The following is a 24220-nucleotide window of genomic DNA, read 5'->3' on the forward strand; positions in this document are numbered from 1 at the left end:
TTTATTCTATCAGTCTGATTTAGTTTCGTCTACAATTTTGTCACTCAAGAAACGCTCATCTTCTTCCCTGATTGAAGAAAACTTTGCGCAGGCACAGAGACGGTTGCACTCATAATTCTCGAACATTTCATCAACGATACAAGTCAGATAAACCTTGCGCTCCTTTATCGGGCCCGCAATCGGGAAGCGGAGAAGAAGGGCGTACTCACAGCCCTGGGTCAAAGACATGTCGGTCTTTTTGGCGGCAAAAACAATCCTCCGGGAATCAAGATAAATCACTTTCGGGGCATGAATCCGGTCAGCAATGGACTCGACCTGCTCTGATTTTTTTTCGGAAAGATAGCGGTCAACGATTTTTTTAAAGTCACTTCTTACGAAAAGAGGAAAACGCTCATCAAAATCACAGTGGATGTCGATTTTCTGGCCGCTTTTTGAGCCGTTTTTATAGAAGAGGACGACCGCAAATCCTGATTTTTCCTGACTTTTTTTATCAGGAACCTTAGAAATGACGGAAGGAATGACAAGGGCAAAACCGGCCGACACCCGCTGAACCTTAGTTACAAAATAAAGGGCCAGCTTATTGAAATAAAACTGAACCTTAACCGTCTGCCCCAAAAAAACAGAGGCTGACTCAGGAACGTTTTTGAGAAGGATAATTCCCTGATTGAGGACTTTCAGCTGCTCGGCCCGCAGGGCGACAGGAAAAATGGCTGAAATTGGCGCGGAATCTGAAGGAGCTGAAGATTCTTCCTTAATAAGAGTGAGTGTGACGGGAGCATTTCCGTCCATCAGATATTCGAGAACGAGCTGCCTTTCAATACCAGTGAGCTCAGATTTTTCCATTAGAAAATCTCCCAGTCAGTGATTTGAACCTGATCGATTTTCCAGCTTCCAGAGTTTTCCATACAGAAGACTGAAAGTGTGAGAGTGGCTTTGTCAGAGAAAAATTTAACAGGAACTTCGTAGCAGACACCATCAAGGAATGGCTGACCAAAAAAGTATGAAGTGAAATAAAGTTTTTCCTCGACTTTTTTTTCGGCTTGAGCTGACTCGGGATTTTCTGACTCTTCTTTGTCTTTTGCCTCTCCTTCTGCATTTTCACTGACAGGAGTTTTTTCTTCGGCTCCGGCCTCTTTTTCAGCAGGCTCTTCAACCTTGTTGAGTTCGAAACATTCGCCAAAGATTTTATTGAAGTCAGAATAGAAAAGTGCCAGAGAATAAAGACAGTCTTTTGCCATGAAGGAATCTGCCGGCTTGTTTTTTGACACTGAGTCAGAAAAAGACGCCAGCATTTCCCTGAGTGGTTTTGAAATCAGCGTGGTGTCAAGGGAGCCGAAAGAGCCCAGAACCGGGAAGACTTTTTTTGAAAAAGACTCCTTGCTTGCAAGGACTGCCAGCGGAGAAAGATTTATGCGCGGAGAAACGCCTGGAACGGCTGAAATGTTTGCGGTAAGGCGGTCAAGCTCAACTGCCTCTGTCCAGATTGTGGATTCGTAGAGACTGTTGGCCGTGTAGCGCAAGGTTGGAGTTTCATCCTCGACAGAATTTTCCTGATCGTTATTTGAGCAGGAAAGGAATGTAAAAGTCAAAAGAGAAAAAAGAAATAAAACTGCAGAAACTTTTTTATTATTCATAAACGTTTCTATATAGTATAGCACAAGAGAAATTAAAGGTATATAATGTGAGCAAATTTTTAATTTAAATTAAGAGGTACACTCATGGCTCTAACTCTTGCCGAAAAAATCTTGCAGGAACACATTGTTCCAGAAGCATGCCCGAACATCGATTTCAAAAAAGGCACTCCTATCCCGCGCGGAGAGGACATCGCAATCCACATCGACCAGACACTGACACAGGACGCCACAGGTACAATGGCTTACCTTCAGTTCGAGACAATCGGAATTCCACGGGTCAAGACAGAGCTTTCAGTTTCATACATCGACCACAACACCTTGCAGACTGACTTCAAAAACATGGACGACCACCGTTATCTTCAGTCAGTTGCGGCAAAATACGGTCTTTACTTCTCTCGTCCGGGTAACGGCATCTGCCACCAGGTTCACCTTGAATCATTCGGAAAGCCGGGCAAAACACTGCTTGGTTCTGACAGCCACACACCAACAGGCGGCGGAATCGGCATGATTGCAATCGGTGCCGGCGGTTTGGACGTAGCTGTCGCAATGGGTGGCGGCGCATTCCACACTCCGATGCCAAAAATTTTCGGCGTTAAGCTCACAGGCAAGCTCAAGAAAGGCGTAGGCGCAAAGGACATCATCCTTGAAGTTCTCCGCCGTGAGACAGTTAAGGGCGGAACAGGCGCAATCTACGAATATTTCGGCGAGGGCGTTGAAAAGCTCACAGTTCCTCAGCGCGCTACAATCACAAACATGGGCGCAGAACTTGGCGCAACATGCTCAATCTTCCCTTCAGACGCATCTACAAAGCGCTTCCTCGAGTCAATGGGCCGCGGCTCAGACTGGAGCGAGCAGAAGGCAGACGAGGGAGCTGAATACGACAAGCTCATCGAAATCAACCTCGACGAACTTCACGCACTTGCAGCCTGCCCACACAACCCTGACGTAATCGATTCTGTAAAGAACCTCGCAGGCAAAAAAGTCACTCAGGTCGTAATCGGTTCCTGCACAAACTCTTCACTCGACGACCTTGAATCTGTTGCCGCAATCGTAAAAGGAAAACACATCGCGCCGGGAGTAGAAGCCGGAATCGCACCTGGAAGCCGCACAACCCTTCTCATGGCTTCAAAGGCAGGAATCCTTGAGGACTTGATCGAAGCAGGCTTCCGAATCCTCGAATCAGCATGTGGTCCTTGTATCGGTCAGGGCTTTGCTCCAAACTCAGAAGGAGTCACCCTCCGAACATTCAACCGAAACTTTAAGGGCCGATCTGGAACAGCAGACGCAAACGTATACCTCGTTTCACCTGAGACAGCAGCAGCAGCAGCAGTAACAGGAGTCTTTACAGAGGCAGAAACTTTGAGCTACGAAGACCCGGCTTACAAGACAGGCGTTCGAATCTCAATGCTCGACGGAAATGACCCACGCCTTTCAAGCCCGATGGTATTGAACTGCGCTACAAACCGCGCAATGGTAATCCCGCCGCTTCCTGAAAGCGAGGCTAGCAAAGTTGAAATCCTTCGCGGACCAAACATCAAGCCTTGTCCTGCATGCCGTGAATACAAGTCAAACCTTTCTCTCCCTGTCCGATTGAAGGCAAGCGACAACGTATCAACAGACGACATCATGCCGGCTGGAGCAAAGGTTCTTCCTCTCCGCTCAAATATTCCAGAGATTTCAAAGTTCACCCTCACCCGTCTCGACGAAACTTTCTACACACGTTCAGAAGAAGCAAAATTTGCTGACTGCTGTGTAGTCGGTGGAGAAAACTACGGACAGGGGTCAAGCCGCGAGCACGCAGCATTGGGACCTATGTATCTTGGCGTAAGGGCCGTAATCACAAAGAGTTTTGCCCGAATTCATAAAGCAAACTTAATAAATTACGGAATTATTCCAATGACATTTGCAAATTCTCAAGACTATGATAAAATAAAACAAGGGGATACGCTGGAACTCAGAAATTTGGACGATTCCCTCAAAAACCACAAGCCGTTTAAAGTCCTTATCAACGGCACAACCGAGATTGAATGCGTGAACGATATTGCTGCTCGTTCTGCACAAATCATTATGGCTGGCGGTTTGGCTGCATACACCCGAAAGGGCGGAAACTAAGTAGTACAAAAAAAGGAGGAGTAATTTATGAACGTACACAACATGATGGAGGACCTTGTTACCGCAGAAGTCAATGCACTCTACGATCAGGTAAAACAGGCAAATTCCCCCTGGCTCACATGTGATTGCAAAAACTGCAGGCTGGACACAATAAGCTACGTGCTCAACAGAATCCCGCCAAAATATGTAGTTTCAGGCAGAGGTGTTACTCACTCAAATGAAATTTTTGCTGATCATCAGCTGATTGCAGATATCAGTGCTGTGGCTATGGACGGCATCAGGATTATTTCATCAACAAAGAGGCCCTTCCATACTCTTCCACGCGAAGATTGTGAAGTTCATAAAGAAGAAAATCCTCACTACAACTTCCCTACTTTTGCAGGAACGATTCTCGACGGAAGCACTTTCGAGCCGATTTCCGGTGCCCGAATCCTTTTGAAACTCGATGGAAAGCCGGTAGACATGGTTGATATGACCTGGGCTAACCCGACTCAGACCTTCCTGAGCACAAAGGGTGCTTTCACATTCTGGGCAAAGTCAATTCCTGCAGAAAAGACTGGAGAAAGCCGCAAATTTGAGTTCGAAATTGAGGTAGACGTTGAGGGATACGAAAAAACTTACAACTATTTTGAATTACCTATCATCAGCGATCCTACAGTCAAAACAGAGCTCAATACAGCATGTTCTGTAAAAATCCGCGACATAGTTCTCTTTAAGCGCGAGATTTTTGACGAGGACAAAAAAGAAGAAAAATCGGAAAAATAAGGATTTTTTCCAAAGAAAGGGCTTTTGCCTATTGACACAAGTCCTTTCTTTGGATATTATATTATCATTCTTTGGGCAGTTAGCTCAGTTGGTAGAGCCCCTGGTTTACACCCAGGTTGTCGGGAGTTCGAGTCTCTCACTGCCCACACTTTTAAGACTTAGGTTTCCACCTGAGTCTTTTTTATTTTAAATCCCTCAGGCACAAAAAAAAAAAGACCTTCGGAGCAAGTCCGAAGGTGACATATTTTCCAAGCTATTTGCCTTATCTAAGGGATTCGATATTAAGTGAGCCGCCTTTTACAAAAGGAAGGACGTTTTCACAGCGGGCAATTCTTGTTCGGACGAAGACAGGTCCTTTTACAGAGAAAGCCTTTTTCTCCCAGTCAGGATCTGCATCAGCATCAATAGCCTTAATTCCAAAGCCCTCGGCGATTTTAAGCAAATCTGGATTTGAGGCGAAAGTGCTTGCTGAATAATGCTTGTTGAAAAGATATTCCTGCTGCTGGCGGACCATGCCCAAAGCTCCGTTTTCAAGAACGATAACCGTTACATTGAGCTTGTTTTCGGCCATCGTAGCAAGTTCCTGAATGTTCATGAGGATTGATCCGTCACCGGAAATACAGATAATCCGCTTTTCAGGCTCAGCAAAAGCCGCTCCGAGAGCCGTAGGTAATCCGAATCCCATTGTACCCAGAGAACCTGATGTAAGGAACTGGCGCGGGCGCTGAACGTCAAAATACTGGGCAGCCCACATCTGGTGCTGGCCGACATCAGTTGTAACGATGATATCATCGCCAGAAGGAAGATTCTGAATGAATTCGCGAGGATTCCGGAAGTTTGCTCCGTCCTTTTTACCGCAAGTTTTTGCACCACAGCAGTCTGCGGCATTGCAACTCATTTCAAGCTCGATTTTTTCCTGCTTTTTGAGTTCTACGCAAGCCTTGAGCCACTGTGCGCGCTCGTTTTTATTTTCTGACAAATCAGCATTCTTGAGGGCGGAATTGATTTTTTCAAAGGCTTCCGCCGTATCAGAAACAAAGCTGATGCTGCTGGACAAGATTTTGTTGATTTCAGCGGCATCGATATCAATATGAATGATTTTAGCGTTGGGACAGAATCCGTTTGGAACGCCAGCGGCACGGTCATCAAAACGAGAGCCAGCCGCAATTACGAGATCGCTTTCATAAGCCGCCTTACCTGAAACAAAAGTTCCGTGCATGCCGACCATGCCAAGGAAAGACGGAGAGTCACGGCGGACAACGCCCAGGCCCATAAGGCTTGAAATAACCGGGATATCGTAAACTTTGAGGAATTCGCGGATGCGCTCGCTGGCTTTTGGAGAATTACAACCACCACCGATATAAAGGACTGGCTTTTTAGCCTTTGAAAGCAGGCTGACAATATTATCGATTACAGCAGGAAGGTCTTCTGCCTTTGTTTTGTTGCGGACTGAGTGAGAAAGATATTCGTCATAAATCCGCTTAAAAGAAGTGTCAAAATCCTCAGGAACCTCACAAAGCTCAGTCTGAACGTTTCGAGGAACATCGATAAGGACAGGACCAGGCCTTCCGCTCTCTGCAATGGCAAAAGCAAGGGGAACGGCTGTAAGAAGCTCCTTTGCGCTCTTTACCATGACAGAATGTTTTGTAATCGGGAAAGAAAGGCCGAAAGTGTCAGCTTCCTGAAAGGCGTCAGTGCCGATAAGATTTGTGTTTACCTGGCCGGTGAATGCAACAAGCGGAATTGAATCAGAGCGGGCATCAGCAACGGCTGTGAGAAGGTTCATTGCCCCCGGACCGCTGGTTGCCATACAGACGGCTGCCTTGCCTGTAACGCGGGCGACTCCCTGAGCCATAAAGCCTGCGGCCTGCTCCTGACGGACAAGAACATGCTTGAAATTTGAAACAAAAAGTTCGTTGTAAAGGGGAAGAATCATTCCGCCAGGAAGACCAAAGGCGACGTTTATTCCGTTCTGCCGCAAGAGATTTATTATAATCTGGGAACCGGTCAACTGAGCCATAAAAGCCTTCCTTATTTTATGAAAATGTATTTAAAACAAAAAAAGTTGGCAGCTCTCTACTTTCCCCCATCTCGGAGTATCATCGACGCAGAGGTGCTTGACTTCCGTGTTCGGAACGGGAACGGGTATGACCACCTCACTATGACCACCAACGAATAATATATTATAAAAAAGACTAAAAAGTGTCAATAGATTTCAGGCGATTTAACACTCTTTATTATTTATGAATGTCGAGGTTGCGCTTGTTCCATGTTGACGGATTGTAAAGCTCAAGCTCGGTGATTTCCTTCCAGCGGTATTTGGGGAATGTCGGCGGGAAAAGCGGCTTGGGAGCCGGATGCCTACGCTTGTTGTTTTCTCCAACTGAATCGAGGAAATAGGCAGAAGTTTCCAGTGCGGTCCGGTCCTCACCCTCCGGGACTTTTACCAGATAAGGCTCTCCAAATGCTACAATTCCGCCGTCAGAATCATAGGCTGCGTTTTTGTCAAATTTCGTTGATTTCTGGATATTGCGGATTTTGCTACTTCTGCCTGTCGTACACTGGTAGACAGAGCTTCCGATCCGAAGATATTTGTCCACAGAAAAGACCTTGTCACCGTCAGTAAAGCTTGCCTTGGCGTAGGAATAATCCATCTCGGAAAGCCAGTAGCGGATTCGGTATACTTCGCCCTCGCCGCCCATGAAATATGAAATAACTTCCTTTTTGAAAATCGGACTTGAAATCATGATTCCGTTTGCATTTGAAGCGGCACGATAAAATCCGTCTGAATCAGATTTTTCCGAAAGTTCCCCGCCCTTCCTTAAATCCGTTACCTGGGCGCTGTCCTTAATCAGAAAATCCATGTAAATTTTTCCGTCAATTATGCAGATTGGAACAAGAACCGGATCTTTTTCGTGAGGATATTTGATTGAAAGCTCGTAGACTCCAGCATTTTTTGAAGGATTTTCAACAATAGTTCTGTACTGAATCTGAATATCCTCGGCCGGAGATTTTGTCGTATTGTTTCGGTCGCGGGACTTTATTTCTGAAAAGGAAGCCGGTTCCGCAGCCCTGTCATTGTACCACTGATAAAAAACGCGAAGGACAAGAGCAAATTCATTTTTATTGGAGAACATGACCAGCCGGTCCGCCCCCTGCCAGATTCCCTGAAGGAGCTCGGGAACATTTTCAAAAAGGACTCTCTCAGTCACGGGAGGAAGAGAATCAGCTTCATTACGCACGGAAACAATTCCCTGGCTGCTTCGAGTGGTCTGTGCATTGAGACTTGCAAAGGAAAGAACTGTCGAAATCAATAAAAAAACTCTTCTCTTCATATTAAACTTTCCGATAAACTTTACTTCCCGGTGTGTCCCGGTCTTCCAGCCCTTGAAAGCGGCCAGAATCTGTAGGATGTCGTTCCAAGCATGCGGCTTCGGTTGACGAACTGAGGCTGCATGTCAGTTGTATATGTTACACTGTAATTATCGGCAGGAGAAAGCTTGGTGTTCCATCTTTCGTAGGAATGGCGCATATCAAGCGAGTTGAAGCGGTTGTCGCCCATCATGAAGTAGCAGTTTTTGGGAATGTAGCGCGGAGAGCCGTCATCAGCATTTGAAGGGAAAACCGGCATGTTGCGCTGGTCAAGAAGCATACAATATGTAAAGAGTTTTTGAGCCTCAGTCATGTAAGAATTACGAAGGGAATCGTTCATAAAATCTTCATCAGAAAGGCCCGAAAGATAAAGGTCAGAATTTCGGACGACGATTTTACCGGCAAGGACTTTAATCATGAGATTGAGGCGGTAATTGGCTTCAGCATACAAGTCACCGGCAAAATCAGGATTTTTGTCACACCAGTCGGTCATAAATGAATTGAACCAGTCAGCTCCGTTTTCGGTAGTGAGCAGAGTGGCCGCAAGATAATTTGAGTTTATGAAAAGCGAATAGACATTGAGCTGCTCTTCGTTGAAAGAAATCGTACCTTTTTTGGAAGTCGTGAGTTTTTTATAGTTCGATGCAAAATTTTCGGCAAGTTTTTTACATTCTGCGCGAGTTTCTTCTATATTTAGATTGCGTCTGGCTTCCTCGGTCTCAAGCATCTGGGCATAATCAGAATCAGAAAGAGGAAAATCCCGGATTTCATTTTTGAGGCTTGGCTTGACCGCATTCAGATTCCAGGTTGCCCAGGTTGAATCAGAATCAACAGGCTTGAATTCTGGAGAATCTTTCGTGCGTGCATAGAGGATTCCGTCCTGCATCATAAGCTGCTCGCCCTCAACGCCGCAAACACGCTTTACGAGAGGGTCAGCCTTTTGATTTCCGCTCTCATCGACATTGAGATTGACTTTTGTGAGGGTGCACATGTAAACGAGCTGGGAAAGGAAGGTGCGGACTTCTGATTTTCGGTCATTTGAGTAATGGGGATTGCGGAAAACGACGATGTCACCGCGGTTATATTTTTTGATATATGGAAGACCAACATCAGAAAGCGGGAATTTTGGTCCGCTCAGAGTTTTAAAGACTACGACACGGTCTTTGATAAGGAATTCCGGGACCATTGACTCCGAAGGAATCTCATAAAGCTGGACAATGAAAATATTTAAAAGAAGAACCATGAAGACGGCCTGAACCAGAGCGTCCACCCAGCTCAAAATTTCACGAAGGGTCGATTTTACAAGGGAGCGGTTTTTAGGATTTTTACGCTCAGCCTTTTGTTCCTCAAGGAAATTGGCCCAGGATTTATCAACCTTTGAAATATATTTGGGATTCAAAAAATGGAGGATTACAAGTGCCACAGCAGAAGCAAGAATCCAGAGAAAGACGGAAATCAAATCAAGGGCGAAAGGAGTGCCCTTATCGCCTGCCCGCCTGAAAACAAAAGCGACAAGCAGAACGTAAGGAAGATACTGGAGAAGTTCCCTAAAAACAGCGATAAAAGCAAGATTGTCGTCCAGGAAAAGTTTTTTTATTGAAAAGAAAGCCAGGGCCGCCGTAAAAAGAAGCGAAAGAGGCAGGGCAATAAGCGAAATATCAGCATTAAAAGAAATTAAAGTCAAAGAAAAAAGTGCGGAAACTCCGGCACAAAAAATTGCAAGCAAAGAAAGTCTTTTTGTATTCATAAAAAAATTATAGCAGATAAACGAAAAATTGAAAACGGGAAATTGAAAGTTAGGCATGGGGGAATTTAACCGGATTTTTTTCGCAAGGCCCATTTTTTTTTGTAATTTTCTGACTTTCTTTCATTTGCATTACCCAAAACGCACTTTTAAAGACAATTAATATGTGTAGAAAGAAAACGGCTGAGATGCCGTGAAAAACTACGCAGATTATTCAAAGGAGTTCGTATGAAAAAGAAAACAAAGGCAATCAAGAAGAATCGAACGAAAATGCAGGAGAAGATGGCTAAAATAAAATCAACTACCCTGCCGGGAATTGACGCGACGAAAAGGACATTTCGTGACACTCTCTTCCGCTCGATTTACAGCGGAAAGGACGACCGGAGCAAACGCTGGCTTTTGTCATTGTATAACGCACTTAGTGACAAGAATTATACCGATATTTCCGCGCTCGAAATCACCACGATTGATGACGTCATCTACGTCACCATGAAGAACGACTTGTCCTTCCTGATAAACTCAGAAATGCACCTCTTTGAGCAGCAGTCCACGGTAAATCCAAATATGCCACTCAGGGGACTGATTTACTTCTCCCAGCTTTACCAGAAGGAAGTCGCCAAGCGTAATCTGGACATTTTCGGCCGGGCAAGAATCAAGATTCCTTCCCCTAAGTTTGTCGTCTTTTACAACGGAAAGCAGGAACAGGAAGACATCGTAAAATACAGGCTTTCCGATTTGTTCGAAGTTAAAGATGAAAGCGGTGAGTTCGAATGGACGGCAACTGTAATCAACATCAACAAAAATCACAACGAAAGTCTTCAAAAAAAATGCGAGTCGTTGTATCATTATTGTGTCTTCGTTGACCGGGTAAAGGCGAACCTCGACAAGAGAATGGAGCCGGAGAAAGCAATCAACGAGGCCGTGGACTTTGCCATTAAAGGCAATTTTCTAGAGGGCTATTTCAAGGAGCAGCGGATGAATATTGTCGGAAACCTTCTCACAGAATTCAATCAGGAAGACTATGACCGTAACCGCCGTGCCGAAGGCTACGAGGATGGCTATGACGACGGCGTAGTTTATGGCAAAGAGCTTGGTCGAAGTGAAGGTGAACGAAAGGCTGCCATTGCCAACGCGAAGAACTTGCTCATTGAAACTGATTTATCCCCAGAGAAAATTGCAAAGTGTTGTTCCCTGCCGCTGGAACAGGTGCTGGCACTCAAGGACGAAATCTTAATTATGCATTAACAAAAAACTCTCCTGCGGCTATGCGCAGGAGGGCAATTTTCTCGAGGGCTATTTTAAGGAGCAGCGGATGAATATTGTCGAAAGCTGCGACACGGGCCTGGCTTGATAACCGGGCAAGTGCCCCGGTTCTTTTAGCAGCACCCGGGGGGATGACCGCCCCCTGACGTGATGACCAGGGAAACTTCTGGGGTGACGACTGGGGGCTCGCCATGCTCGTAAACTGCTTACTCTACTTCACCATAATTCTTACCCTGATTACCAGCTCTTTCCCATCTTGCATTTTCAGAAGGAGCAAGAGTACTTTCAAAACTTGCACTTAAATTATTAAGCTTAATAGAATCACTCTTATAAACATTAGAATGAACACCTAAAGAATAATCTTTTAAATTATTTGCTTGAGATTGAGTAACAGTATCCTTTAATTCAATATTAGCTGAATCAACAATTGTTTCATGTGATACTTTGTGTAATATAATTTTTGAACGTGCCCCAGCATCAATCACAGATGGAGCATCTTTTTCAAATTCAATAACACCTTCTGCTCTCCCCCCAAAAGTAATACCACTCATATCCGTATCAAATCTAACATTTGTATTATTACTTCTCAAATTATTTTCTTCTGTTTTATTAGTACCAGTAACAAGAACATTTTTTAACTGAAACTTCGTTAATAAAGCGGCATTAATATCAAGAGCATAAGGCACAGCACCATGCTCTCCATTTTCCCTATACATAGGAAGGCCTCCAAGCTCTTCACTACCATCAAACACAAAAGATGATAAAGAATCCTTAATAGAAAACTTTCCAACACTTGAATCTTCTGAATAATACTTTTCAATAATCTTATCAATTTTTGAGCCGTATAGGTTATAGCCTCCAATAGAGCCGTTATACTCTACTTTCTCATCTGTATTAACAGAAGTATACTCCAAATTTCTTATTGTAGGAAGCTTCGAGTTATCTGTATTCTTAACAAATGTTAAGTAAATAGCAGAAATACTCTCAAAACCTCTAACTTCACCAGACATAGTTGTTGATGCCAAGTTTGTATATTCAACATTTCCTTCAATACCACCTTTATAGGTTCCTGTTAAATTATAGTTTGCAGGCATTGTAACTTTACCCTTTTTATTTGCATCAGTAAACTTAACAGATAACATTCTAGTCTCATTAGCATAATATGGATCTTCCTGTAATTTATAAGCAACAATTTCAACCCCTGGGATAAACTCTTTTGACCCTTTTCCACCAACAGGAACATCAGCCAATACAGATGCAGGATCAACCATTGCTTCCATCAACACGACATTATCCTTTTCCCTTGCACTGTTATTATAGTAAGACCCGCAGTTTGTCTCCGGAATCCTTGTCATATCAAGGCTGAAGCATTTCACAGAGTCAGGAACCTTCTTTGGCCACTCAACGCTCCTTGTCACACGGTTGGAATCTTCATAGTAATAGGAATCGAATTTCACCTCAACGTCATTCCTTCGGCTCACCAGGGTCATAAGGTCAACTTCCTCCGCACCTTCGGGAATCGTGAAGCTTACCTTCCTGCACTTCCTCCAGTTTGTTGACTCAAAAAGCTCCCTCCACTCCGAGTCTGAAAGGCCCAGGCTGATTTCAGGGTCCGCGTACATTGATGCCGTAAAGCTCACGCTGTACTCCTTGCTGCCCCAGTAGAAGGTGACCGTGACCTTCCTTTCGCTCTCCCCGCTTCCTTCGGCAAAGGCGACGTTAAATCCGTTGGAGAAGTCCTCTACAAACCTGTCTTCAGAGTCATAGAGCTCGACGCAGAATGAGTTGTAGTAGTAGCCTCGGACGTATGCTTCTATATCATCATCATTGTTGAATGCCCGGTCCTCAAGGGCCTTTAGCGTCGCTTCGGATATTCTTGCGGTCAGGGGGCCTGTATAGACAGGTCCGCCTGAGCCCTCAATCAGCTCGAGGCCGCTGAGCTTCTCAAGGCACCAGTCAGCGTCATCCTTGAGGTAGGAAAGCCTTGCGCCTGCGGTCACCAGCTCATTGCCTGCCAAGCCAAGCCTAGTTCGTGCAGAGTCGAGGGAATCCGCAGCCTGGACAAGCGAGGACTCAAGGGAAGCCTGCTCGCTTTTTGCGGCGGCCACATTAGTCTTTATGTCTTCGAGCTTATAGGTCTTGTTTAGGATGAAGTTGTCCTTGAAATCTGAGACTGCGTTTTTTGCAAGAGACAGGACCTTGTCGTACTCGGGCCGGGAAAGGTTTCCGGAAAGCGCCCCGTATGCCGTCTCCGCTTCCGAGCAGGCGTCAAAGGCCGTGCAGTAGTCTTCGTATGCCTTTGAGTAGTCGCCGTCATAGAAGGAATCATACTTTTCGACGGCTCCCTTCGCGTCATCATAAGAAGCCACATAGACGTCGTAATTCAGATAGTCGTTGCCGCTCTCGCTGAGGTTTTCCTTCTTCTCTCCGAGCGTGAATGATGCTTTTCCGGCTTTTGAAAGCTTCTCTGCCGGGTCTGCCTCCCTTTCGGCTGCAGAAACAGTCTTGAGCCCGGCGTCGCTTATTGTAACAGCGATTTGAGAGAGCATGTACCTATAGGCCGTGACTCCGGCTTCCGAAGTGTGACGGCCGAGGATTTCTTCGATTTTGTAAAGGCTTTTAAGGCAGTCAGAAAGGCTTTCTGATGTGAGTGATGAAATGACTGATTTTTCTTCAGTGGTTAAAGTGTCAGGATAGGAGAGCTCAGTTCCGCTGCCTCCGGCTCCGCCAGCTCCCGTATTTTCCGCAGGACCGTCAGAAGAGTCCGACCCGCAGGACAAAAGGCAAAATGAAAATAAGGAAAGGAAAAGGACTATAAGCCCCCTAGAAATTACCCCCCCCCTTTGTATACTTGTTTTAAATGCAGATTCATCATGAAAACCTCACTTTTATGTTCTGAGTTAATTATAAATCAGCGGACACATTAAAACAAGTGAAAAAAAAGAATGTAAAAATTAACTGAAATAAACATTAAATGAAGATTAAGAAAAAATAATAGACAAAAAAGTCATAAAGTGGTAGAATTTTGTTAACATACTATAACTTTTAGGAAGAAGATATGCATTTACCATCAGAGATTATTAAACTCTATTCGCTGCTCGGCTCCACAAAAACTGAACAGCCTGTTTTGAAGACTTTCATTCTTGCGATTTTCGCGGGTGCATTCATTGCTCTCGGCGCTCTTGGAAGCCAGATTATTTCATGCGGTGTTGTTCCTGTGGCTTTTGGTCGGGCTTTGAGCGGCATCATCTTCCCGATTGGCCTTTCAATGGTTATTATCGCAGGTGGTGAGCTTTTTACAGGCAACTGTCTTTTGTTTATTCCTGTTCTTGATAAGCAGATTTCCATGATGGACTTCCTCAAGAACCTTACAATTGTCTATCTCGGAAACTTTGTTGGCAGTCTTTTCATCGCTCTTCTTGCAAATTACGGTCACGTAATTTCTCTTTATAACGGCGAGCTTGTAAAAACTGTAATGACAACAGCGTCTGTAAAGGCAAACATTCCTTTTGTAGACGCTTTCATCAAGGGCATTCTTTGTAACGTTTTGGTTTGTATCTCTGTATGGGCCAGCCAGGCTGCAGAAGAGCTCAGCGGCCGAATCATCGCCCTCTTCCTGCCAATCTTCCTTTTCATCGTATGTGGATTCGAACACAGCGTTGCAAACATGTATTTTATCCCGGCCGGAATGCTTGCACAGCATGTCTACGGAGCAGCCGGTAACATTTCGTTCTTCGGTTTCATAATGAACCTCATTCCAGTCACCCTGGGCAACCTCGTAGGCGGTTCATTCCTCGTTGGTGGCGGATATTACCTCGCTTACATGCGTGCAATGCGCGGTTACGAGGATGATTAATCTTCTTTTTTTAAGAAATATCTGATAACCTAAAAAAACGGCTTCCCGTTGGGAACACTGCCCCAAACGCCACAGTGAGCAAAGCTCAGGTGGGTTTGTGTCAGAACCCCAACTCCAGCCGTTTTTTTTATTTTTCGGGCTTATTAAAAAAAATTAATCATCTTCGTCTTAGCATAAAAAAATCGGGACGAGGAAGATTTGCTTCCAATGTCCCGAATTCAATTGTCACTGCTAATTGTTAATTATTACAGTGGGATATTTCCGTGCTTTTTGCAGATTACGTCGTTTGAAGTTTTGCCTTCGAGGAAGTTAAAGCTCTGAACGACTTTTGCTCTTGTTTCTTCCGGATTGATTACTGCCGAAATGTAGTCACGCTGAGCTGCGATTGTCGGAGTCATGAAAGTCTCGCGGTATTCCTGACCTTTCTGAGCCTTTACGTTCGGATCAGCTTCCTTTGCGTAGAGGATTCCGATTGCGCCCTCTGCACCCATTACGGCGATTTCTGCCTTTGGCCATGCGTAGACGAAATCAGCGCCGAGGTGCTTTGAACACATTGCGATGTATGCGCCGCCGTATGCCTTTCGTGTGATTACGGTTACTTTTGGAACGCTAGCCTCGCTGTATGCGTAAAGGAGTTTTGCTCCGTGGCGGATGATTCCCTTCTGCTCTTCCTGTGGTCCTGGGATGAAGCCCGGAACGTCAACGAATGTGAGCAATGGGATGTCATAGCAGTCACAGTAGCGGACGAAGCGTGAAATTTTGTCTGATGCGTCGCAGTTCAATACGCCGCCGAAGAAGCCAGGGTTGTTTCCAACGATACCGACTGTCTTTCCTTCGATTTTGCCGAAGCCGACTACAGCATTTGCAGCGAATTCTGGCATGATTTCGTAGAATGTGCCGTCATCAATTACGTTTTCGATTACATTTTTGATGTCATAGCCCTTTGTGCTTGACTCAGGCAATACATTCTGAATCTCTTTTGCTTTTTTTGAAGAGAATTTGAATTTTGTATCAGCCTTGACTTTGTCACCATAGAAGTGTGGAATGTAGTCCAGCAATTCCTTGACCTTTTCGAAGCACTCTTTTTCGTTCTGAGCGCGGTAGTGGGCAACGCCTGATTTCTGAGCGTGGATTGCAGCACCGCCCAAGTCCTCAGAAGAAATGTCCATGAACATAACCTGTTTAACGACTTTTGGACCTGTGATGTACATCTCAGAGATTTTGTCGACTGTAAAGATGAAGTCTGTGAGGCCTGGTGAGTAAACAGCTCCGCCTGCACAAGGACCGACGATTACTGAAATCTGAGGAATGACGCCGGAAGCGCGGACGTTCTGCTTGAAGATTTCGCCGTAACCGCAAAGGGCATCAACGCCTTCCTGAATGCGGGCTCCACCCGAATCGTTTACGCCGATAACCGGGCATTTGTATTCGATGGCCTTTTCGATAAGCTCAGCGATTTTTTCGCCGTGAACTTTACCCAGAGAACCACCCTGAACTGTGAAATCCTGTGAATAGATTGCGACCTTGCGGCCATTGATTGTTCCAAATCCGGTGATTACGCCGTCATAAGGAATGTCTTTTTTATCCATGCCGAAGTTCGTACACTGATGACGTGCTGCGGCGTAAATTTCCATGAAACTGTCTTTGTCCACAAGAGCATTGATGCGCTCGATTGCGTGGAGTTTACCTTTAGCGTGCTGCTTTTCAAGATTGTATTCAAAAGCCATAATACACCTCGTATAAAAGATGTAAAAAGTGTATATTTCTCTCGCGAAAATGTCAATATGACAAAAAATGAAATTTTGTCATTTTAAAAACTTTTCCGCCTCGATGCTTCCGTATTCATTGAAAAGGAATTCAGCCGCAAAAGTCATGTCTTCCTCACTTGGAATCCAGTCATATTTCTGCCTGAGGACTTCAATTGCAGGCCGGATTTTAGACGCGCTTTCTTCCCTTAAATCATCATCCTGGCTTGCTTTTGGTTGCAGCATGTCTTCCTGACTTTCAAGGCTTTTTCCGAGCAGCTCGTAGTATTCTTTGGCGAAATCCTTGGCCTTTACGTCGCTTACTTTTGCCTTTCCATCGGCATTAACAACCCGCCAGCGCTTTCCAATGTAGCGGAGGGTTACGATGTCAGTGATTTTCTGAATGTAGATTTTTGATTCAGCCTGCTCGACAAGATAGTATTCTGCCGTGTGAGTGACTTGGTCTCCTTCCTTCAGGATTCTGCCATTTTCTTCTGTGAGAGGAAGGGGCTTGTCGCTTCTGACCGGGTATTTTTTGTCAGCGGCGAATTCCTGTCCGTCAATCGTGAGCTTTGTGATGCCGAACATCCAGTTTTTTGAAGCCTTTCTATAAAAGAACCATTTTGCCGGAGTTACAGTTCCGTTGTCCGGGTGAACCTGAAGCCTCTGCTTTGATGCAACGTAATAGGCGCTGATTTTTGCGAAGAGGTCCTTGGTCTTTTTGCCTTTGATTACTTCCTGAAGTCCTGAAACTTCCATCCTGTGAATCATTGAGTAGTAGGCCTGGGTCGCTTCGATTGAAGTCATGCCCCTGGTCGTGAGGAGTTTGCCGTTCTGCTTGATCATGCTGTCGGCACCCCAGGAAGCGAAGAGAATGACAGCAACTGCCGCGATAATCCGGCTCTTGTTGCGCCTCAAAAATCTTTTTACCCTGAGCTGACTGTTCTTTCGGCTGACAAAGGACTGCCGCTTTTCTGCCAGAGATTCATCATCCTGCTTGCCCCGGAAATCTTTTTCCAGTTCTGAAAGGAAAATATTTGAATCAAAAGCCTTTGCTTCCTTGAGCAGCTTCTGTTTTTTGTTCTCAGCCTTTACGTCGGTGAGGTTCTTCTTTCCAGCCATGATGCTCTGGGTGATTTTTGCTTTTAAAGAAGATTCTATGCTCTGGGCGAGATTTTTGTCGATGCCTGGATTCCAGAGGTCGAGAGGGATAAAGTTTTCGTCAAAAATATCTTCCTGCCTCTGGCTTGTGTTTTCGTTTTCAAAGGGAAAGTGACCGGCCAGGGCTGTGTAAGCGACCGTTCCCCGCAAAAAGCAGAGCTGCTGCTCATAATCCAGTCCCTTGTAAATATATTTTCCCTGAAGCTCTGAGTAGTCCCCCCTGTGATTCTGGGCACAGGCATCAAAAAGGGCGGCCGACAAAAAGAGGATGTGGGAAGAATCTGAGTCAGACTTGATGATGATTCCCTTGCCGCCTGCTGTAAAGTCTGCTCCATCAAACAAATTCTGATTTTGAAGGATGTAATCCACGGCCCGGCAAAAATTAGCCAGGGAAAGCCTGTCCTTTGCTTCGAAATCCTCTTTTTCAAGGATGTCCGAAAGGAATTCGCCCGGAAAAGCCTTTCCCTCAAAATAAGTTTCGTCCTTTTCGCCAACTTTAGTGCCGTCAAAAGTGTAAAATTCGCAGGCAATTGTGTCTTTTGTTATATGAAGAATAATGCTCTTTTCATTCAAAAGCTTTTCCATGTCGGTCTTTGCAAAAGAATTCTGTGGAAGGCCGGAAGAAAGAAGAAGTGAGTTTTCTGTAATTTTAACGATATTCATGGAATAAATTTAGTGATAAAAGCCCATAAAAGCAAGGTTAATTTTTCGTTTTACAGAAAGACCTTCGGAACAAGTCCGAAGGTGAAGGTTTCTATGTCAAAGACCTGCGACTTTTGCCATCATCACTGAGCCTTTGTCAGCGTATCAATTCTGTTAATCAGCGTAATCGGAAGATAGACCTGGCCCTTGTCGACAATCCAGCCCTGCTCTTTCCGGTTATTTCCAAGCTGTGAGGCCGTATCGAATTTTGAGGTTGCCGTTATGGCGACAACCTGCTGCCCCTGAATCGTCTTTATGTCAGTTCCGATTCCGACGAAATGCAGGCAGCTGCCGTCAAGATTTACCTGGGCAAGAACGGCTTTTGCCTCCCCGGACTTTTCAATCAGGGAAAGGGTGTTCTTTACGTCCTTGATGTCTTCGATGGCGACAAGCCCTTTGACTGCGCTGTTATCTTTTAGGGCCTCTCCCCTCATCAGGTAATCAATCATGTCATATGAATGCCGCCCCTGATTCACCATGGAAACAATACCGCCCTTTTTCACGCTGTCATCGGTAACGTCAGAGAGGGCCTTGAAGTCCGTGGATTTAGTCAGGCCGAATGTGGACTCAATTCCATCCCAGGAAATATTTCCGCCAGTAAAGCAGGCTTGAATGGCGTTGATATAGTCGTTGGTCACAGGAACGCCGGTAATGGCCGAAAGACTTTCTGCAATCGCCGTTACAAGACAGCCCTCTAAATCAGCATACTCACTGGAAGAATTTCCAAGATAGACGTGCCCCATATCCTGCATGTACTGTTCCTCGCTTTTTACAGGATAAAGACCTGACATGTCATAAAATTCAACAGGATTTCCCCGGCAATAGGCATACCAGTTAAGGCCATCGTGAATGGGATCGACCGAAGAAAAGCGGGCATATTCAGGACAATAATCACGAAAGCCAAAGTCGTAGAGGCAGCTTTCTGAATCAAAGCGCTTTCCGGCAAAGGCGAATTTTCCAGAATCAGCAAGGGGAAGGCCGAAAACATCATAAAGATAGTGGCTTACCTGGCCCTGAGCCGAAATTTCACTTCGGACGCTACCCGCCCTGTCAGTCATCAAAAGGCGTTTTTCCCCGCCAGTCTCATGGCCGAAAGAAAAATAGGAAATTAAGTTTCCATCATAATCATAAAGGGGATGGATATTTCCAGAATAAGAAGAAGTCTTTACCCCGCCCTTGTCAGAAGCTTTATCCCCGATAAAGACATATCTTCCGGACGATGGCGGCTCGCTTTCATTTTTGGTACGCCCTTTTCCAGCTTGAAAGGCGGAAATATTTTCATCAGCATCTGAAAATTCCTGCAGGCTGGCAAAAAGCATGTTTCCAAGTCCTATATAAGCATTCCGGCTTTTTCCCTCATTGTTGCTCCAGGACTCTGAGCGGCGGCCCAAGGCGTCGTAGGCATATTTTCTGACAAAAAGACTGTCATCCAAAAGAGATTGGCCATGGATTTCCTCGATGCGGTTTTCGGAATTGTATTTATAGGAAACTTTAGAAAAGGCATCTTCCTTTGAAATCATATTTCCGTTCGCATCGTAAAAAGCCCGGCCGGAATTTCCCCATGAAAGGAGCCTGTTCTCGCTGTCGTAGGCATAGCTTATTGCCCCGAAAGGATTTGTCTTCCTTATCATGTTATCGTTTGAATCATATTCATATTGCTCGCTTATCATCGTTTCAGAAGGATTTATCTGATAGCCGCCCATGCCAATTCTTGAACAAAGCTCCTGAATCTGGGAATAGAGCTTAGAATCAAGGGAATGCCTTTCAAAGCCGGCGGAATTTTCAAGATAATAAAGTCCTGCCGCCCCAATCTCAGACTTCATTTTCTGGGCAAGGGAATCTGAATAAGGATATGAAACTGACTTGAGCCTGCCCATTGAATCATAAGAATAAAGACGCAGCTGAAAGTCAGAGTCTAGCGAGCAGATTATTTTCCCGGCCTGGTCATAGACAAGTCCGTCGATAAAAAGAGGACTCATGTCTGCTGAATAGCCGATGGACAAAATCCGCCTGCCGTATTCGTCGTAAAAGGTGTTCAGGCTTTCTCCGCTGTCGTATACGCGAAGTGTCTCCCTGCCGCACTTGTCATAGCTAAAACGCACGGAAATCTTTGACGGGAAAGCCTCAACGCTTACCGTGTCCGTAATTTCAAGGATTTCGCCCTTTTTGCCGCGAATATAAGTGATGACTCTCTTTTCAGCCTCGATTTTGACTAGCTTTTTTGCACGATTATAGGAATACGCTATTTTGCCTGAAAGACTGCCGTCGCCCTGACTCTGCAAAAGCCCTGCCTTATCGTAAGTGAAGAATAATTCTCCGTCACTGTCAGAAGCCTGGGTCAAATTACCGCAAGCATCGTACTGGTAGAAGAATGAACTTCCGTCTGAGCTATCGACTTTTGTGGAGTTTTTTCCGTAAGTGAAATCCTTTCTGATTCCATTAAAATCCGTCTGGCTTGCGATGGAAGAGTCGGCATTGTAGCTTATCCCGCACTTTTTTCCCAGGGAGTTTTGCCAGGAAAGAAGCAGTCCCTTTTCATTGTAAGAATAAATATTCTCGCCTCCAGAAAAATTCCTTACAGTGTAAGTTTTTCCGTCCGGGGAAGAGACTATCTGGCGGCCAGGATTTTCAAGAGGCTCAGCAATGATTTCTGAGCGGCCGTCATATTGCATTTGCTCCCTGATGCCGTCCGGGTAAGTGACTGACTCCAGCTGATTTCTGCCGTTATAGGTCATAAAAGTCTTTTCGCCGTAAGGGTCAATTTGTATGCAAACCCGGCCCAGAATGTCGCGGATATATTCAGTCTTATTACCCTCACCATCGACATAGGCTACAAGCTCGGAGAAAGCGTTATAATAGAAGTATTCATAGTATTTTCCGCCTGAAATATGAATCACTTTTCCGTCCTCATAAATCCAGGCATCTTCCCTCACGACTTTTCCGTCAGTCTCACAAATCTTTCTGTCCGTGACTCTTCCCAGAAGATCATATTCCAAAAGGACTAGCGAATCGCCTGAGCGGTAAGAAGATTTTTCCGGGGAGCATATATCAGAAAGGGCTTTTCCGGGCAGAGTTTTTACCGGATAGGAAGTAAGGGCGTACTGCTCCGAGGAAGGATTTTCATAGAGGGACGAGAGGGCGTAGTCAAAATTCCCCAGCGAATCATAGGCGAATTCCGTTGCAAAAGAATTATTAATGTCGTCGAGCACGTCAAATTCCAGGTATGAGGCAAGCTTTCCAGAGGGCCGGTATTCCATGGATGCAAGCAAAAGCGGACTGATTACATTTTTCCGGGAATCCACGCCAGAAATGTACTCTGCGGTACAGGACTTGTTCTTATCGTATTCGTAGCTGTGAACCCGCTTTTCGCCTGTGTGCAGGTCAGTCTCAGTCCTTTTGAGAAGCAGTTTTCTTGAAGAATACTCTTCCTCGATTTGAAGCCCGTTGTACAGTTTCACTCTTTTTGCGTGGGGGGAATATGAAAACTCGCTCTTCCGGCCCAGGACATCAGTATAGGAAGTCAGGCGCCCCAGAGAATCGTAAGTCCACTTTTCACTTTTTGTAAGCCCCGAAAATTTCAAGACCCTCTCGGTGATGTTGCCCCACTCGTCATAGTAAAAATCAGTCTGCCGCCCGTAATTGTCCTTCCGGCAGGAAAGAAGCCCCTGAGAGTCATAGTCAAAGTGGAATACAAGTTCTTCCTTATAATAAATGTCTGTAAGGCGGCAAGATGAGTCATAATAATACTGATAAAGAAAGCCCTGCCTATCCCTAAAGGAAGTAAGCAGATAGCCTGAATAAGTCCACTCTTCAGATTCGCCCTTGGGGTAAGTTTTTTGGGTCATGTTTCCAAGCTGGTCGTATTCATAGCTCGTTTTTTCGCCGTTTTCAAAGCTCGCGGTCAAAAAGCCGGAAGAATCATATTCATATTCAAGGAAAGAAAGATTGCTTCCGCCAGCCGGAGGATTTTTTTCGACAGTCAGAGTCCTTCCAAAATCATCGTAAGTGTAGCTTGTGGAAAATCCGTCTGGGTCAGTGTAAACCATGCTTTTTTGAGAAATATTGTAGCTGAAAGATTCCCTCGCCCCCTTCTCGTCAACAGTCGCCACAGTCCGCATCTTACCCTCGATAAGCTCATAGTCAAATTCCACGGAAGATCCGTCTGCCTTAATCTGCTTTGAAAGAAGACCGTCCGAGTTGTAGGAGAATTTTTTAATGTCGCCATCAATGTCCGTGACGGAAGAAAGCCTGGCATTTTCATAGCCGTAGGAAATTTTAGCCCCGGAATTAAGATCAAGTATGTATGCAAGATTATTTCCTTCCCAGCCGAAATTAAGCCTGCGCTTTTCATCAAGGATTATATGGGAGAGCTTCATGTTTTCATCGTAGAAGAATTCGATTTTTCCGCCATTTCTGTAAGTAAAGCGCTCTGGAAGTCCGTATTCTGAGTAATAGCGTTTTTCGCCCGTGACAGGATATGTTACGCAAAAGCCCTTTTCCAGCTCAGTGATTTCAAGCCTTATGCTCTTGTTTGGAGAAATCATTTCATAGGAAGAGTTTTCGTCCTTTCTAAAGATTGCAAGAGATCCGTTGTCCTGAACATAAATCAGGGAATCAAAGCCGATATTCGCCTCATGCTCTGATGGAAGCCCATAGGAGACGTAGCGGTTTAAAAGCCTGACCTCTTCGTTTTTTTCCGCCCTCTCCCGGATTGTCTGACTTTTTGCCGCCTCTTCTTCCATAAATTGAATCATGTCGTCATAGACGGAAGAGCAGTCCGGGTCAATATCGACATAGCCCTCTATCGTATCAGCGTAATCTTCAAGACGGGAAATATAATTTTCCCAGGCAGAAAGATTTTCTGAATAAAGATCCGCCCTTCCCCGGATTATCCTAGTCTCAAGATTCGATGCCCAGCCCTGACCGTAAATTCCATGCGGGATTTCATGCTGGGCTTCGTCCCCGGAAGAATAATGCCTTTCAAAGCAGAAGACCGACTTTCTTCCCCTGACCGAAAAATCAACGTCATCGATGATAAAGTCCCCGGACGAAAGGATTACAGGATCCCCGACATGGCAGACGGTCTTTCCATTCTCATTTGTGACTACACCGAAGTGACTGTTTTCGCTCACACTGTAAGAATAGGAATTCTGATTGCAGTAATCATCCAGTGCCTCCTGATAGACGGAAACGGCAAACTCAAGGTTTTCAATTGTCTGTAAATCCTCGCCGCACTTCATGGCTTCCTCAAGAGCCTGAACCGCCTCAATGTACATGGATAGATAGCCCTCGGCATCCTCGGAACTGTCACCAGCCCCAGGCTTTCCGCCGCCACCGCCGAAAATCTCAGCAATTACGGCCTCGTTTTCAGCCTTGTCGCCCGGACCTGTGTAGTCGTAAATGAAATTTCCTTCCTCGTCAAAGACATCATCATAGCCAATCGTATCAAAACCGCCGGAACCGTTGGGAACATTGTAAGTGAGGTCATCATCGTCGTCATCTTCGTCATCGTCGTTATAATAATCATCAAAATCATTACCCGACCAGAAATCATTGTAGCTGTCATCCCAGTCGTCTCCCCACCAGTCGTCTCCCCACCAGTCGCTCCAGTCAAAATCATCCGAATCATCCGAATCATCCCAATCATCATCGGAATCGTCACTCCAAAAATCGCCCCAGTCGTCGTCGCTCCAGTCATCAGAGTCGTCCGAATCATCACTCCAGCCTGAGTCGCTCCATCCGTCATCGGAATCAGAATCGTCGTCATCAGCATAAAGCCTGAAAGTAGAGGCCGAGAATAAAATCAAAAAGAGAGCCAGAACTTTCAAAAGAGAAAATTTTTTTTTCATAAGCACACCTCCTTTAA

At 45.2% G+C, this 24220-nt stretch carries 13 protein-coding genes, 1 tRNA gene and 1 rRNA gene; 5 read left to right on the forward strand and 10 right to left on the reverse strand.

The annotated features are described in order from the left end of the window. Positions 1–9 precede the first annotated feature (9 nt). Positions 10–843 (reverse strand): hypothetical protein, encoded by an 834-nt coding sequence (locus HNP76_RS04860; RefSeq protein ID WP_184658061.1) that lies wholly within the window; start codon positions 841–843, stop codon positions 10–12. Then, positions 843–1634, reverse strand: a complete 792-nt coding sequence (locus tag HNP76_RS04865) for a hypothetical protein (RefSeq protein ID WP_184658063.1) — start codon at positions 1632–1634, stop codon at positions 843–845. Before HNP76_RS04865 ends, HNP76_RS04860 begins: the two co-directional genes overlap by 1 nt. A gap of 84 nt (positions 1635–1718) precedes the next feature. Here HNP76_RS04865 and HNP76_RS04870 point away from each other — a divergent pair, with 84 nt between their 5' ends. The 3 genes from HNP76_RS04870 (at position 1719) to HNP76_RS04880 (ending at position 4657) form a co-directional block, all read left to right on the forward strand. Further along, the gene (locus tag HNP76_RS04870) at positions 1719–3746 is read left to right on the forward strand and encodes an aconitate hydratase (protein WP_184658065.1); all 2028 of its coding nucleotides are present in this window, start codon (positions 1719–1721) and stop codon (positions 3744–3746) included. A gap of 27 nt (positions 3747–3773) precedes the next feature. Next, the gene (locus tag HNP76_RS04875; RefSeq protein ID WP_184658067.1) at positions 3774–4511 is read left to right on the forward strand and encodes a late competence development ComFB family protein; all 738 of its coding nucleotides are present in this window, start codon (positions 3774–3776) and stop codon (positions 4509–4511) included. A gap of 73 nt (positions 4512–4584) precedes the next feature. Next, positions 4585–4657, forward strand: a tRNA-Val gene (locus HNP76_RS04880). A 116-nt stretch (positions 4658–4773) separates the two neighbouring features. Here HNP76_RS04880 and ilvB read toward each other — a convergent pair. The 4 genes from ilvB to lepB all read right to left on the reverse strand — a co-directional run bounded on the left by ilvB (position 4774) and on the right by lepB (position 9630). Then, a complete protein-coding gene (ilvB, locus tag HNP76_RS04885; protein ID WP_184658069.1) occupies positions 4774–6531 on the reverse strand; it encodes a biosynthetic-type acetolactate synthase large subunit in 1758 nt (585 codons plus the stop codon). A 43-nt stretch (positions 6532–6574) separates the two neighbouring features. Beyond that, positions 6575–6684 (reverse strand): 5S ribosomal RNA (rrf, locus tag HNP76_RS04890). Between the two features lie 64 nt (positions 6685–6748). Then, positions 6749–7846 (reverse strand): hypothetical protein, encoded by a 1098-nt coding sequence (locus tag HNP76_RS04895; RefSeq protein WP_184658071.1) that lies wholly within the window; start codon positions 7844–7846, stop codon positions 6749–6751. A 20-nt stretch (positions 7847–7866) separates the two neighbouring features. Further along, entirely contained in the window at positions 7867–9630 is a 1764-nt protein-coding gene (lepB, locus tag HNP76_RS04900; RefSeq protein WP_184658073.1) for a signal peptidase I, read from the reverse strand. A 225-nt stretch (positions 9631–9855) separates the two neighbouring features. Between lepB and HNP76_RS04905 the strand changes: the two genes are divergently transcribed. Continuing rightward, positions 9856–10872 carry an RpnC/YadD family protein gene (locus HNP76_RS04905; protein ID WP_184658075.1) on the forward strand — a complete coding sequence of 339 codons (1017 nt, stop codon included), beginning with the start codon at positions 9856–9858 and terminating at the stop codon, positions 10870–10872. 224 nt (positions 10873–11096) lie between these two features. On the opposite strand, the gene HNP76_RS04910 is transcribed toward HNP76_RS04905, so the two are convergent. Continuing rightward, entirely contained in the window at positions 11097–13670 is a 2574-nt protein-coding gene (locus HNP76_RS04910; RefSeq protein WP_184658077.1) for a hypothetical protein, read from the reverse strand. A 278-nt stretch (positions 13671–13948) separates the two neighbouring features. Here HNP76_RS04910 and HNP76_RS04915 point away from each other — a divergent pair, with 278 nt between their 5' ends. Further along, positions 13949–14746, forward strand: coding sequence for a formate/nitrite transporter family protein (locus tag HNP76_RS04915; RefSeq protein ID WP_184658079.1), 798 nt, complete (start codon positions 13949–13951; stop codon positions 14744–14746). A gap of 245 nt (positions 14747–14991) precedes the next feature. Here the strand turns inward: HNP76_RS04915 and HNP76_RS04920 are convergent, their stop codons facing one another. The 3 genes from HNP76_RS04920 to HNP76_RS04930 all read right to left on the reverse strand — a co-directional run bounded on the left by HNP76_RS04920 (position 14992) and on the right by HNP76_RS04930 (position 24203). Next, a complete protein-coding gene (locus HNP76_RS04920; RefSeq protein ID WP_184658081.1) occupies positions 14992–16473 on the reverse strand; it encodes an acyl-CoA carboxylase subunit beta in 1482 nt (493 codons plus the stop codon). A 78-nt stretch (positions 16474–16551) separates the two neighbouring features. Continuing rightward, the gene (locus HNP76_RS04925) at positions 16552–18315 is read right to left on the reverse strand and encodes a hypothetical protein (protein WP_184658083.1); all 1764 of its coding nucleotides are present in this window, start codon (positions 18313–18315) and stop codon (positions 16552–16554) included. Positions 18316–18437: 122 nt separating this feature from the next. Beyond that, positions 18438–24203: an RHS repeat-associated core domain-containing protein gene (locus tag HNP76_RS04930; protein ID WP_184658086.1), complete on the reverse strand. Its 5766-nt coding sequence runs from the start codon at positions 24201–24203 to the stop codon at positions 18438–18440. Positions 24204–24220: the final 17 nt, after the last annotated feature.

The sequence above is a fragment of the Treponema ruminis genome (assembly GCF_014201975.1).
Classification (GTDB): Bacteria; Spirochaetota; Spirochaetia; order Treponematales; family Treponemataceae; genus Treponema_D; species Treponema_D ruminis.

Bases quoted from the DNA above. Each gene is read 5' to 3' on its own strand.
- HNP76_RS04925 (WP_184658083.1), bottom strand. From the start codon at position 18,315: ATGAATATCGTTAAAATTACAGAAAACTCACTTCTTCTTTCTTCCGGC.
- HNP76_RS04860 (WP_184658061.1), bottom strand. From the start codon at position 843: ATGGAAAAATCTGAGCTCACTGGTATTGAAAGGCAGCTCGTTCTCGAA.
- HNP76_RS04915 (WP_184658079.1), top strand. From the start codon at position 13,949: ATGCATTTACCATCAGAGATTATTAAACTCTATTCGCTGCTCGGCTCC.
- HNP76_RS04930 (WP_184658086.1), bottom strand. From the start codon at position 24,203: ATGAAAAAAAAATTTTCTCTTTTGAAAGTTCTGGCTCTCTTTTTGATT.
- HNP76_RS04875 (WP_184658067.1), top strand. From the start codon at position 3,774: ATGAACGTACACAACATGATGGAGGACCTTGTTACCGCAGAAGTCAAT.
- HNP76_RS04870 (WP_184658065.1), top strand. From the start codon at position 1,719: ATGGCTCTAACTCTTGCCGAAAAAATCTTGCAGGAACACATTGTTCCA.
- HNP76_RS04895 (WP_184658071.1), bottom strand. From the start codon at position 7,846: ATGAAGAGAAGAGTTTTTTTATTGATTTCGACAGTTCTTTCCTTTGCA.
- HNP76_RS04920 (WP_184658081.1), bottom strand. From the start codon at position 16,473: ATGGCTTTTGAATACAATCTTGAAAAGCAGCACGCTAAAGGTAAACTC.
- lepB (WP_184658073.1), bottom strand. From the start codon at position 9,630: ATGAATACAAAAAGACTTTCTTTGCTTGCAATTTTTTGTGCCGGAGTT.
- ilvB (WP_184658069.1), bottom strand. From the start codon at position 6,531: ATGGCTCAGTTGACCGGTTCCCAGATTATAATAAATCTCTTGCGGCAG.
- HNP76_RS04905 (WP_184658075.1), top strand. From the start codon at position 9,856: ATGAAAAAGAAAACAAAGGCAATCAAGAAGAATCGAACGAAAATGCAG.
- HNP76_RS04865 (WP_184658063.1), bottom strand. From the start codon at position 1,634: ATGAATAATAAAAAAGTTTCTGCAGTTTTATTTCTTTTTTCTCTTTTG.